The 12,770-nt window shown below is 65.0% G+C and carries 13 protein-coding genes; 7 read left to right on the forward strand and 6 right to left on the reverse strand.

Features of this window, described 5'->3' with window-relative positions; genetic code table 11:
• Positions 1-175 precede the first annotated feature (175 nt).
• From BJA_RS39865 to BJA_RS39880, 4 genes are all read left to right on the forward strand, one after another.
• Positions 176-1,621, forward strand: a complete 1,446-nt coding sequence (locus tag BJA_RS39865; protein WP_011090579.1) for a TAXI family TRAP transporter solute-binding subunit — start codon at positions 176-178, stop codon at positions 1,619-1,621.
• Between the two features lie 123 nt (positions 1,622-1,744).
• Complete coding sequence (locus tag BJA_RS39870; RefSeq protein WP_028173782.1) at positions 1,745-1,963, forward strand: hypothetical protein; 219 nt, start codon at positions 1,745-1,747, stop codon at positions 1,961-1,963.
• A gap of 190 nt (positions 1,964-2,153) precedes the next feature.
• The gene (locus BJA_RS39875) at positions 2,154-3,263 is read left to right on the forward strand and encodes a cyclic nucleotide-gated ion channel (protein WP_011090580.1); all 1,110 of its coding nucleotides are present in this window, start codon (positions 2,154-2,156) and stop codon (positions 3,261-3,263) included.
• A gap of 12 nt (positions 3,264-3,275) precedes the next feature.
• Positions 3,276-4,061, forward strand: coding sequence for an enoyl-CoA hydratase/isomerase family protein (locus BJA_RS39880; RefSeq protein WP_011090581.1), 786 nt, complete (start codon positions 3,276-3,278; stop codon positions 4,059-4,061).
• Here BJA_RS39880 and BJA_RS39885 read toward each other — a convergent pair whose 3' ends face one another.
• Positions 4,062-4,490, reverse strand: coding sequence for a DUF6157 family protein (locus tag BJA_RS39885; protein ID WP_011090582.1), 429 nt, complete (start codon positions 4,488-4,490; stop codon positions 4,062-4,064).
• A 17-nt stretch (positions 4,491-4,507) separates the two neighbouring features.
• Positions 4,508-5,152 carry a glutathione S-transferase family protein gene (locus BJA_RS39890; protein WP_011090583.1) on the reverse strand — a complete coding sequence of 215 codons (645 nt, stop codon included), beginning with the start codon at positions 5,150-5,152 and terminating at the stop codon, positions 4,508-4,510.
• An 87-nt stretch (positions 5,153-5,239) separates the two neighbouring features.
• Here BJA_RS39890 and BJA_RS39895 point away from each other — a divergent pair, with 87 nt between their 5' ends.
• The gene (locus tag BJA_RS39895; protein ID WP_011090584.1) at positions 5,240-6,220 is read left to right on the forward strand and encodes a helix-turn-helix transcriptional regulator; all 981 of its coding nucleotides are present in this window, start codon (positions 5,240-5,242) and stop codon (positions 6,218-6,220) included.
• Between the two features lie 136 nt (positions 6,221-6,356).
• On the forward strand, positions 6,357-6,590 hold the full coding sequence (locus tag BJA_RS39900; RefSeq protein WP_027543365.1) for a hypothetical protein: 234 nt from the start codon (positions 6,357-6,359) through the stop codon (positions 6,588-6,590).
• A 56-nt stretch (positions 6,591-6,646) separates the two neighbouring features.
• Here the strand turns inward: BJA_RS39900 and BJA_RS39905 are convergent, their stop codons facing one another.
• The 4 genes from BJA_RS39905 to BJA_RS39920 form a co-directional block, all read right to left on the reverse strand.
• Positions 6,647-7,594, reverse strand: a complete 948-nt coding sequence (locus BJA_RS39905) for a fatty acid desaturase (RefSeq protein WP_011090585.1) — start codon at positions 7,592-7,594, stop codon at positions 6,647-6,649.
• A gap of 15 nt (positions 7,595-7,609) precedes the next feature.
• Entirely contained in the window at positions 7,610-8,626 is a 1,017-nt protein-coding gene (locus BJA_RS39910; protein WP_028173775.1) for an alpha/beta fold hydrolase, read from the reverse strand.
• 157 nt (positions 8,627-8,783) lie between these two features.
• Positions 8,784-9,587 carry a hypothetical protein gene (locus BJA_RS39915; RefSeq protein ID WP_011090587.1) on the reverse strand — a complete coding sequence of 268 codons (804 nt, stop codon included), beginning with the start codon at positions 9,585-9,587 and terminating at the stop codon, positions 8,784-8,786.
• An 88-nt stretch (positions 9,588-9,675) separates the two neighbouring features.
• Positions 9,676-11,289 carry an acyl-CoA synthetase gene (locus BJA_RS39920; RefSeq protein ID WP_011090588.1) on the reverse strand — a complete coding sequence of 538 codons (1,614 nt, stop codon included), beginning with the start codon at positions 11,287-11,289 and terminating at the stop codon, positions 9,676-9,678.
• A 153-nt stretch (positions 11,290-11,442) separates the two neighbouring features.
• On the opposite strand from BJA_RS39920, the gene BJA_RS39925 reads away from it, so the two are divergent.
• Complete coding sequence (locus BJA_RS39925) at positions 11,443-12,648, forward strand: ABC transporter substrate-binding protein (protein ID WP_011090589.1); 1,206 nt, start codon at positions 11,443-11,445, stop codon at positions 12,646-12,648.
• The last annotated feature ends 122 nt before the right edge of the window (positions 12,649-12,770 follow it).

The raw sequence follows: 12,770 nt of genomic DNA on the forward strand, positions 1-12,770 counted from the left end.
GCGTCGGCGTGGAGTAAGGTTACCTCCGGCTCGAAATTTGCATTCCGGTACCGGCAAGCTATCATTGGCGATAGAGAATATCGTTCTTTTTTCAGGCGTTTAAGAATTGCAGGGGCGCACGCAGCGATCGGATCCGCGAGCCGCCCGCGACCCAGAATAAGGCCAGAGTGCTGCCATGAGTACTGAAGGCCCGACCACATCGTCGGTCGAACCGCCGCCCCGGCGCCCCAAGGTAATCAAGACCAATCAGCAGCAGGTCCTGCTGTACGTCGTGCTGACCCTGCTGCTGTCGCTTGCCACCGTCTGGGCCGGCCGCGCGCTGGTGCACAATTCGGAGACGCTGACCTTTGCCGTCGGCGCACCCAACAGCGACGAGGCGCTGTTCGCGGTCAAGCTCGCCGCACTCCTGAAGAACAACGCCTCGCGCTTCCGCATCAAGATCGTCAACAACCCTGACAATGCCAAGGCGCTTGCCCAGTTCGACCGCAAGCAGGCCGACCTCGCCGTGCTGCGCACCGACGCCAAGGTCCCGCTGCGGGCGCGCACGCTCGCGATCCTCGAGCACGACCTCGTGCTCCTGCTTGGACCCGGCAACAAGAAGATCAAGTCGCTTGCCGAGCTGAAGAAGAAGAAGGTCGCAGTCCTCGCCGAGAACGAGTCCTCGCTTGCCTTCGTCCGCGGCATCCTCGACATCCCCGACGGTCCGGACGCCGCCAGGATACAGATGGCGCCGCAGGGCGCAACACTCGACAAGCTGCTTGCGCCGGGAAACGGCTTCGGTGCGGTGATCGCCATCGTCCACGCCTCGAAAGCGGTGCGGGACAAGGCCTATGAGCAGGTCGCCAAACGCGGCGGCTTCACGCTCAACGCAATCGACGAGACCAAGGCGCTGGCGCGCAAATTCCCCGGCATTGCAGACGAGACGCTGACGGCAGGGACGCTGTCGGTCTCGCCTGAAATTCCCGACGACGATCTCGAAACGATCGGGCTGGAATGGCTGCTGGTCGCGCAATCCAGGATGTCGGCGGCCACGGCGGGCGAACTCGCGCGCACCGTCTACGAGAACAAGTCGGCCCTCGGGCTCGACAGCGGCTTCGCCAGCAGGATCGAGCCGGCCTCGGTCGAGAAGGACGCCTATGTGATGGCGCATCAGGGCGCGGCCGATTACATCAACGACGACACCAAGTCGTTCATGGATAAATACAGCGACCTGATGTATCTCGGCGCCGCGGCGCTCAGCGTCATCGGCTCGATCTTCGCCGCCATCTACGCCAAGATCACCCGGATCGCACCGGAGAAGGCCAGCGAGCTCTCCACCGCCATCCTCGACATCGGCGAGCGCATCGAGCACGCCCACTCGCTGGATCAGCTCGAATGTCTCCAGGACGAGCTGGAAGGTATCCTGCGCGGCGCGGTCATCGGCCTCCGGGACGGCACGATCAGTACCGACGGGCTCGACACCTTCAAGCTCGGCTACGAATTCGTCCGCGACGAGATCGGCATGCGTCGCGACTACCTGAAGCGCCATGCGGGCGAGATCGATGAAACCGCCCCGGATGCCGGCCCTCCCCAGCACGACGACAGCAACGTTGTGGTGGTCAAGACCGCGCAGAGCGCTTGACCCGCCCATCTGGCACTCTCGGGGCAGGGCGGGCGGACGTCTTCCGGGAGGATCAACCGCCGGAACTCGGGAACCCTCCCCATCCGCAACCATTGGTTTCCGGATACAACCGGAGAACGCGCCATGCGTACACTCCTCATGATCTTCCTCGTGGGAATGCTGGCAGCGGTTGGCTATTTCGCTTATTCCGCGATGGCGGTCGAAGGCGAGCCGATCCCGACGGAAGGCTATGTGGCTCTCGCGCTGGGGGCGGGATTTTCCGTCGTCGTGGGCATCGGCCTGATGGTCCTGCTGTTCTTCAGCAGCCGCCGCGGCTACGACGAGCCGCCGCATTTCAGGTAGCGGCGGGACCGGCTGCCGCCCCCCGCCTTCGTCTTCCCATTTGCCGCGGCCCGCGCCCGTCGTTGACGGCCTCGGCCCGGGCAGGCACTTTGACACCGAGGTCCCAGCCGGGACCGCAAAAGCCAAGACTGCTGAAGCGAAGACCGCTAAAGCCAAGACCGCTAAAGCCAAGACCGAGCCACCTTCCCGCATGTTCAAGCCGCTGATCTCCGCTCTGGCCCAGTTCGTGGCCGCCACGGCCGGCCGCAACATGACCAAGGCGGCCTATGTTGCGGTCGGCGTCGGCCTGCTCAGCATGGTGCTGCTGACGGTTGGCCCGGCCTATGAGACGGCGCCCCGCTGGGTCGATGCCCTGCTCTGGGCCTGCCTCGCCTATTTCGTGTTCGAATGGGTCGTCCGGCTGCGCCACATGAGGCGAACCGAGCGCCTTGCGCTCTACATGTCCTCCTCCGCCGGCATCGTCGATGCGATCGGAGCGCTGGCCGTGCCGGTCGCGCTGGTTCTCGGCGTCGAGCTTCGGACGGCCTGGCTGCTCAGCGTGCTCTGGGTGCTGAAGGTGGTGCCGGGCATTCCGGGCCTGCGCCAGCTCCGCCGCGTCCTGGTGCTGGAATCGGGACCGCTGGTCAGCGTGCTCGTGATCTTCCTGATGGTGGTTTTCCTCGCCTCCGTCGCCGAATATTTCCTGGAGCGGGACGTGCAGCCTCAGACCTTCGGCAGCGTGCCGGCGGCGCTGTGGTGGGCGGTGGTCACCTTGACGACGACCGGCTATGGCGACGTCGTGCCGGTGACGCCTCTGGGGCGCATGGTGGCGGCGCTGGTGATGATCTCCGGCCTCGGCGTGTTCGGTCTCTGGACCGGTATCCTGGCAACCGGCTTTGCCGCGGAGACCCGGCGCGACAATTTCCTCAAGACCTGGGAATCCGTCAGCAAGGTGCCGTTCTTTGCGGCGCTTGGCCCGGCGGCCATCGCCGACGTCACCCATATGCTGCGGACCATGGAGCTGCCGGCGCGCACCATGATCATCCGCAAGGGCACGCAGGGCGACTGCATGTATTTTATCGCTGCCGGCGCGGTCGAGGTCGACCTGCCCGGCAAGAAGGTTCAGCTCGGCGAAGGCGCCTTCTTCGGCGAGATGGCGCTGCTCGGCAACAACATGCGCGGCGCCAACGTCTCGACCACGAAGGTGTCGCGGCTCCTGGTGCTCGATCTCGTCGATTTCCGCGTGCTGATGGCGCGGCATCCCGACCTCGCCGAGACCATCGACGCCGAGGCGAAACGGCGCACGCTCGAAAACAGGTAAAGGGAGACAAGAATGTCGGATATAGCCGACGCAGCCTCTGGCCCCGTGCTCGAACGCGACGGCGCGCGGGCCACCATCCGCCTCAATCGTCCCAAGCATCTCAACCGGCTCCAGGCCGAAGATCTCGGCGAACTCGTCAAACTGTTCGACCGGATCGAGGCTGATCCCGCGATCCGCGTGCTGGTGCTGACCGGCACCGGGCGCGCCTTTTCGGCGGGCTATGATCTGAATTCGGTCGCCGAGCGCGCGGTGAGCGCAAGCGAGCAGCAGAGCGCGGGCTCGGCCTTCGAAGCGGTCGTCAACCGGCTGGAGGATCTCGGCGTGCCGACCATCTGCCGGCTCAATGGCGGCGTCTATGGCGGCTCGACGGACCTCGCGCTCGCCTGCGATTTCCGCATCGGCGTCGACACCGCCGAGATGTTCATGCCGGCGGCGCGGCTCGGGCTGCACTATTACCGGAGCGGCATCAAACGCTACGTGACGCGGCTCGGCGTCGACAATGCGAAGAGGCTGTTTTTGACCGCGCAAAAGATCAGCGCGCCGGAGATGCTGCGGATCGGCTATCTCACCGCCATGGTGGCGGTGGAATTCCTCGACGAGGAGGTCGACAAGCTTGCCGGCGTCCTCGCCGGCAACGCGCCACAGGCGATGCGCGGCATGAAGCGCGCCATCAACGAATTCGCCCGCGGCGAATTGGATGAACAAGCCGCCGACCAGCGCCACCGCGACAGCATGCGCGGCGACGAGATCAAGGAAGGCATCAAGGCGTTCGCGGAAAAGCGGCCGCCAAAATTCTGATCACGCCCGCTTCGACCGCATCGCGCGCACCTGCGTGAGCTTGGGATCGCGGACGAGCGCCTGGTAGCGTTTGCTGTCGACGGCGTAAATCGCGATCCGGCCCTCACTGTCGGCATGAACGCCCCAGCCAAAACGCTTGCCCAGGCTCGACGCCCTCATGCACGCCTGCCCCCGGGAGAAGAACGCTTCACGGGCCGCACGCTTCTCCGTCTTCGTCGCCTTCACATCGAGCTCGCGTCCCGGCGCAGACGTCGCGAAGATCACGTCGTCGGACGTGTGTTTGTAGGGTGCCTTGGCGATCATCTCGTATTGCAGGGACGCCACCGTCGGCTTTCCCGCGCGCAGCGGCGGCTCCTCGCCAGTATGCGCCGGACAGTCTTCAGCGACCCGGATGAAGGTGTTGAAGCAATTGGTCGTGTGAATTGTCATCTGCAACCCTGGATCATTCAACCGACAGCAGCCGCAGCATGCTGCGCCGCCATCTCGTCATCCGCCGCATTGATCCGCTGGAACGCGGGCCGTGACGTCATCCGCTCGGCATAGCGGACGAAGACGTCCTTTTTCGGCACGATGCCGAACATCATCGTCCAGCTGAACGCGACGCCCCATAGCACGTCTGCTGCTGTCATGCGCTCGCCGAGCAGATACGGCCCCTTCGACAATTGCGCCTCGAGCGCACCCAGCATGGTGTCGTAATCGGCATAGGGCGACTGCGTGATCGGTGCCGGCTCGCGCTGCATGAACTTGTCGATTAAAGCCGGCTCGAACGATGCGCCGTAATAGGCGATCCAGCGCAGATAGGGGCCGCGCAGCGGATCGTCCAGCGCGGGCGTCAATCCCGCCTGCGGAAACAGGTCGCCGAGATAAATGGTGATGGCGACCTGCTCGGTCACCAGCGCATCGCCGTGGCGGATCGCCGGCACCTTGCCGAGCGGGTTGATCGCGAGATAGGCGCCCTGCCGCTGCTCGCCGGCCTTCATGTTGAGGACATGGAGATCGTAGGGCGCCCCCAACTCCTCCAGCAGCACCCGCGTGCCGGTGGCGCGGCTTTGCGGCGAGTAATACAGCGTGATGCGGTTCGGATCGGTCATGGCAGGTCTCCTCGGGCGCCGTCTGGCGATGCGCACCTTGTAGCGGACCATACCTGACATCCTGTGTCAGGTATGGTTTAAGGGGTCATGCGCGCGAGCCGGATGCTGTCGATCCTCACCACCCTCCAGGCCAGGGGGCAAGTCACCGCGCCCGAGCTCGCGCAAGCCTGCGAGGTGTCGGTGCGCACGATCTATCGCGACATCGACGCGCTCGCGGCATCGGGCGTCCCTGTTTATGCCGACCGCGGCGCGGAGGGCGGCTACCGCCTGCTCGACGGCTATCGCGTGCGGCTGAACGGCCTGTCGCAGAACGAGGCGGAAGCGCTGTTCCTGACCGGTTTGCCGGGGCCGGCGGCAGCACTCGGGCTGGATGCGGCAATGATCGCCGCGCAGAACAAGCTGATGGCGGCACTGCCCGCCAACCTGCGCGCGGACGCCGGGCGGATGCAGGAGCGTTTTCACCTGGACGCTCCCGGCTGGTTCGGCGAGGCGGAAGAACCAAAGCACCTGCGCACGATTGCCGGTGCGGCCCTGCGCGGGACGCTGATCAAGATCCGCTACCAGAGCTGGCGCGCCGAAAAGCAGCGCCGCGTGGCGCCGCTCGGGCTCGTGCTGAAGGGCGGCGGCTGGTATCTCGCAGGGCAGGTCGACGGCAGCGTGCGCACCTATCGTGTCGCGCGCGTGCTCGATTGCACGGCGCTCGACGAGCGCTTCGATCGTCCCGCCGATTTCGATCTCGCCGCCTATTGGCAGGCCGCCACGCTGCGCCTCGAGGCCGAGATGCATCCGAATGTCGCGATCGTGCGGCTGTCGCCGTTCGGCGTGAAACTGCTCGACGCGCTGAGCCAGCCTTACGTCCGGGCGCGCACGCAGATCGAGGACGCTGCCGACGCGGACGGCTGGCGCATCGCCAGAGTGCCGACCGGCAAGACGTCATGGCACGCCGCGGCCGAATTGCTGCGGCTCGGTCCCGAGGCCGAGGTGCTGGAGCCTGCCGATCTCCGCGAGAAGATGGCCGAGCTGACGCAGGCCATGGCCGCGCGCTATCGCGCGGCGCGGAAAGCATGACGGCGGCGCGCCTCGCCGCAGTCGACGAAACAATCCTGAAACACGATTCTCCCCTCGCCCCGTGAACGCATTCGCGTTTCGACCCGACCGAGATGCAGGGACACAACAACGGCCTCGCGCCAACTGGAGAATGAAGATGTTTCGTAAGCTTGCACTCGGTCTGATCGCTGCCGGCTCGCTCGGCGTTGCCGCTCTCGCCCCCACCGCCGCTTCGGCCCACGGCTTCCACCATCACTGGGGTCCCGGCTGGGGCTTTGGCGGAATCTACGTCAACACCGGCGTCAACAACTGCTACCAGGAGCGCGTCGTCCAGACCCGCCACGGACTGCGCGTCCGCGTCGTGAATGTCTGCGCCTACGGAATCTACTGATATCTCGCGCCGTCGACAAAGCCCCGATCGCTCCGCGATCGGGGTTTTGCATTTGCCTAGCCGGCCTGCCGGTGCCGGCGAAACCAGGCCCAGGTCTCGCGCGTCGTCGCGATATAGCCGCGGCCGCGATGGACGATCTCGCCGTCGACGATCTCGTTCAGCTTCGGCAGCGCGTGGAAGGGTATGGAGGGATAGGCGTGATGCTCGACGTGGTAAGGCATGTTCCACGCGAACCATTTGACGAGCGCGCCGGTGTAGGTGGTGCGCGTGTTCTGGAAGGCGCTGCGGGTGCGGTCGCAGCCGGTGTGCTCGGCATAGAGATAGGGCCGCAGGAAGAACTGCCCGATGACAAGCGGCACGATCCAGACCCAGAGCAGCAGCGCCGAGGAGAACCACAGCGAGAGCGCGAGCAGCAGCGCATAGAGCGCAGCATAGGCGCGCGCCTCGCGCACGATGATGGCGCGCTTGTTTTCGGGAATCCAGGGCACCGTGACCTTGCCGGTCACGGCGTGGCCGAGCATCAGCCAGAGGCGGCCGGCGACCTGGAGCAGGCCGCTATAAGCGAGCGCCAGCTGCGTATCGGATTTCGGCTTCACGCCGACGATCAGCTCCGGGTCCTTCTCAGGATCCTGGGTGTAGCGGTGATGGTCCCAGTGAAACAGGCAGTAATATTCGTAAGGTTGTCCGATGATGAAGCCCGAAGGATAGCCGACCGCAAGGTTGAGGCCACGGCTCCTGAACGCGGTCTTGTGCGCGGTCTCGTGCAACGCCATGAACAGGAAGGCGACGAAATAGCCCTGCACCGCCATCAGCGGCAGGGCCCATAACACGCCCCAGGCCGAAGAGACCTTCCAGACCAGCGCGCCGACCAGCACGACCAGGCCGTAATGGCTGAGGCTTTTCGCGGTCCCCCTGAGATCGGAGCGCACCGACAATTCACGCAGCATCGCCGGCGTGAGCGGCTTCAGGCGGTGGCCCGGCTCTGAAACGGTTGCGTCAGTCATGATCGGATGCCTGTCTTACTTGCTGAGGAGCTGTGCGATCTCGGCCCTGATGAAGGCCTGGTCGGGTGGATTGTTGACGGGATTTCCGGCGCGATGGCCGTGCAGCGACGGGATCGGATGCAGCACCGCCGATTTTGCGTTGACCAGCCGACCGAGTTCGTCCTCGTTGTCGCGGACGTCGAAATAGCGGTCGGTGGCGCCCGGCATCAGCAGCATGTGCGCCTTGATCGCGGCGAGCGCCCGATCGAGATCGCCGCCGAATGCGGCGCAGCGGCTGATATCGCCGCTCTGCCAGATGCCAATCTGCGCCAGCAGGTCGTTGGCATCGCGCCGCGCGAACGTCGCGTCCCAGCCACGGACGAGATAGTCCTCAAGCGAGCTGAAACCGGCCTCGCGCCAGAGCTCGTCGCGATAGAAGCCGTGCGACATCGCCCAGCCGGCATAGACGCGCCCCATGGCGCGGTAGCCGACGGTGGGCTTCTCGACGAAACGGCCGTTACGGAAGGCGGGATCGCCGGTCAGCGCGGCCTTCACGCTTTCGAGGAAAACATGATTATAGGGCGCGCAGCGCGCACTGCCGCAGACCACCGCGGCGCGCTCGACCATATCGGGATGAGATGCCGCCCAGTGATAGGCCTGCATGCCGCCCATCGACCAGCCATAGACCAGCGCGAGCTTCGAGATGCCGAAGCGCCCGGTGAGAAGGCGATGCTGGACCGCGATGGCGTCGTGGTAGGTCGGCTCGGGGAACGGGCCAGCCGTGTTCGAGGGCGAGGACGACAGGCCGTTGCCGAACAGATTCGGGATGATGATGAAGTAGCGTTCGGGATCGAGCACGCCGCCGGACCCGATCAGCCATTCGGTGTCGTAATGCTGCGCGCTGAACGAGGTCGGGTAGAGGATGACGTTGTCTTTGGCCGGGCTCAGCGTGCCGTACGTCTTGTAGGCGAGCGTCATCGAGGGGAAGATGGCCCCGGACTGGAGCGTGACGTCGCCGGCCTCGAAGGTCTCATAGTCGCGCTGCGCCGTCATGCGTTCAACTCCGCTCACGCGGTCGCAGAACGCGCCGCTGAAATGGCGATGCATCGATCATGCCGGGCCGCTCACGCATCATTGCGTCACGCTTAATAACTGTACGAATAGTACATATATTAGCAGGTGGCAAGATGTATCTGTCCGGTTCGCCGGCTCAAGCGATGGCCGCCAGATAGCGCGCGACCGACGCCGCGAATGCGGCCTTGGCCCCCGCGGCGATGTTGCGCCCCCACCAGGCGCCATAAATGCGGTCGAAGGCGAACGGCTCGACAACGCCGGCGATCCGCCGCACCGCGGTGGCATTGAGCGGCATGTAGTTCGGATAGGAATACATGAAGCTGACGAAGCGGCGGTCCATCGTCACCTGCGCGATGTCGCCGGTGAGCAGCGCGCCCCTGCCGTCCGCGCCCTGCCGCCAGTGCAGCATGGTGGCGCCGGCGAAATGGCCGCCGCTGCGCAGCAGCACCACGTCGTCGGAGATGCGATGGCTGTCGCCGGTCCAGTGCACGATCGAGGCATGCGGCCGCGTCACCCATTGGCGGTCATCCGCGTGCAGAAAGACCGGGATGCCGCCGAAAGCCTCGCTCCAGTCGGCGAGCGCGCCATAATAATGCGGATGTGAGATCGCGATTGCCTGCAGTCCGCCGAGCGAGCGGACCTGCGCGATCGCCTCCGGCGTTGCCAACGGCACGCAGTCCCACATCACGCAGCCGTCTGCGAGCGGCACGAGCAAGGCGCGCTGGCCGATGGCGAAGCTCGGCTCGAGTGCAAGACCGGTCAGGCCGAGATCGTCGCGACAGATCATGCGATGGCTTTCCGCCAACGCCTCGCGGGTGAGGAAGGTCTGCCCTTTCCAGTTCACGAATTGCCGTTCGTCCTCGCAGATCGGACAGGACGCAGGAGGTCTTTCGCTGGCCGGGAATTGCGCGCCGCAGGTTTCGCAGGTCCAGAGGGACATGGCTCGTGATCCAGGATGTGACGCTTCAAATATGGACAGGCGCGCGTCGACGGCAAGAGCGCTGCAAGCGGGAAAGGCGAACGACGCCTCACGTCCCGAAATTCTTCTGGATCGCCTTGTCGAGCGTCTCGCCGCCGACGAAGCGCTGGCGCAGCTCGCGCTTGAGCAGCTTGCCGCTCGGATTCTTCGGCAGGCTATCGACGAAGATGACCCGCTTGGGCACCTTGAAATGCGCCATCTGGCCGGCGCAGTGCTTGATGACGGATTCTTCGTCGAGCGTCTCGCCGCTCTTGACCACGACGATCGCGGTGACCGCCTCGATCCAGCGCGGATCGGGCAGCCCGACGACGGCAACCTCCGACACCGCCGGGATACGATACACCATCTCCTCGACCTCGCGGCTCGCGACGTTCTCGCCGCCGGTCTTGATCATGTCCTTGACGCGGTCGACCACGGTGATGTGACCCTCGCCATCGACGGTAGCGAGATCGCCGGAGTGAAACCAGCCGCCGGAGAACGCGGCCGCCGTCTTGACGGGATCGTTGTAATAGCCGGACAACAGGTGCGGCGAGCGGTGCACGATCTCGCCGACCTCGCCGACCTTGACGTCCTCCATCGCCGTATTGACCACGCGCGTCTCGACGTTCAGCACCGGCTTGCCGGCCGAGCCGGCCTTGCGCAGCTGGTCCTCGGGCCGCAGCACGGTCGCGAGCGGCGCGATCTCGGTCTGGCCGTAGAAGTTCCAGAATTTAACGGCGGGCAGACGGCGCTGAAGCTCGAGCAAGACTTCCACCGGCATGATCGAGGCGCCGTAATAGCCCTTCTGCAAGGTCGACAGGTCGGTCTTGTCGAAATTGGGTGAGCGCAGCATCGCGATCCAGATCGTTGGCGGCGCGAAAAACGACGTGATCCTGTGCGCCTGGATCAGCGCCAGGATGTTGTCGGCAGTAGGCTTTCTCGTGATCACGCCGGAGGCGCCGAGATAGACTTGCGGGCCAAGGAACACGTCGAGCTGGGCGCAATGATAGAGCGGCAGCGCGTGCAGGAATTTATCGTCCACACTCATGCCGCCGTCGATGATGCAGCTGACATACTGCCACATCACGGCTTCATGGGTCAGCATCGCCCCTTTGGGCAGCGACTCCGTACCGCTGGTGTAGACGATCTGCGCGAGGTCGCGGCTGTCGACGGACGCCTCCAGGAACGAGCCGTCGGCATGAAGCAGATCGTCGAAGGTGGTGAGGCCGGCGGGCGCGGTGGCGGGATCCTCGCCCGGGAGCCAGATCATCTTCTCGACCGCACAGTCCTTGGCCGAGGCCGCTCGCGCGGGCTCGACGAAATCAGGCCCGGTCGCAAGCAGCTTTGCGCCGGAGCTCTTCAGGATGAAATTGATCTCATCCGGATTGAGCATGAAGTTGATCGGCACCAGCACCGCGCCGATCCGCGCCACTGCGAAGCGGAGCGCGGCAAAGGCATGGGAGTTGCGCGAGAGCACGGCGAGACGATCGCCCTTTTTGACGCCGAGGCCGAGCAGGCCGCGGCCGAACCGGTTGCAGATCGCGTCCATCTCGGCGAACGTCCAGCTCACGCCGCCGCAGCTTATCGCGAGCTTACCCGGATCGCGGCCCGCCGAACGGCGCAGGAGATCGCCGATGGAATGCTCGCGCGCTTTCGAGATGGTGGCTGCGGTGTCGCTGGACATTTCTATTCCCCAAGATTTGCAATTTGCGCGAAGCGTAGTCGGCGCTGTCGACTGCGTCAAATTGCCTGCGCGCCGGCGTCATGACGCAAGAATTGCCCCTTCGCCGGGGCAATCTAATCTGGCGCGCCAACTACAAAGATCGGGGGAAATGTCATGTATCGGATCGCACGCGCCGCCCTTGCGGCCGGGCTGTTGTCTGCGCTTTTCATCAATCCGTCGCCCGCCCAGCAGACCCCGCTCAAGATCGGCGTGCTCTCCGACTTCTCCTCGGTCTATTCCGACATCGGCGGTATGGGGAACGTCGAGGCCACCAGGATGGCCATCGAGGATTTTGGCGGGCAGATGTTCGGCAAGCCGATCGACATGGTCTCGGCCGACGTGCTCAACAAGCCCGACGTCGCCTCCACCATCGCCCGCAAATGGTGGGAGACCGAGGGCGTCGACATGATCATCGACCTGCCGACCTCGGCCACCGCGCTCGCCGTGATGGAGCTGTCGAAGCAGTACGAGAAGATCATGATCGTGACGGATGCGGCGAGCTCCGACATCACCGGAAAATCCTGCTCGCCCTACACCGCGCACTGGACCTACGACACCTATGCCAACGCCCACACCGTCGGCAGCGCCATCGTCAAGAACGGCGGCGACACCTGGTTCTTCCTCACCGCCGACTACGTGTTCGGCCATTCGGTCGAGCGCGACACCGGCGACGTGGTGAAGGCCGCCGGCGGCAAGGTGCTCGGCAGCGTCAAGCATCCGCTCAACACCGCCGACTTCTCGTCCTTCCTGCTCCAGGCCCAGGCCTCCAAGGCCAAGATCATCGGGCTTGCCAATGGCGGCGGCGACACCATCAACGCGATCAAGCAGGCCGGCGAGTTCGGCATCGTCGCCGGCGGCCAGAACCTGGCGGCGATCGTGATGTTCATCTCCGACGTGCACAGCCTGGGGCTGAAGCTCGCGCAGGGGCTGATCATCACCGAGGCCTATTACTGGGACCTCAACGACAAGACCCGTGCCTTCGGCAAGCGCTTCCTGGAGCGCGTCAAGCGGATGCCGACGATGAACCAGGCCGCGACCTACAGCGCGACGCTGCATTACCTCAAGGCCGTGCAGGCCGCCGGCACCAGGGACACCAAGACCGTGATGGCCAAGATGCGCGAGCTGCCGGTGAGGGATGCCTTCACCGACAACGGCAGCTTGCGCGAGGACGGCCGCATGGTCCACAGCATGTACCTGTTCCAGGTGAAGAAGCCCGAGGAATCCAGGGGTCCGTGGGACTATTACAAGCTGCTCGCCGAAGTCCCGGCCGATCAGGCCTTCCGGCCGCTGAAGGACGGCGGCTGCCCGCTGCTGAAGTAGCGCTTTGCGCGCATCGGGGACCTGCCTTCCGTCGCGGGGCGGGCCCACGACATTGCATTGCACGGAAAAAACGAGCGAGCGCTCTCTCAGAAAATTCTGGTCCGCCCCCTTTCCCGACGGCC

It is taken from the genome of Bradyrhizobium diazoefficiens USDA 110 (genome assembly GCF_000011365.1).
GTDB lineage: Bacteria > Pseudomonadota > Alphaproteobacteria > Rhizobiales > Xanthobacteraceae > Bradyrhizobium > Bradyrhizobium diazoefficiens.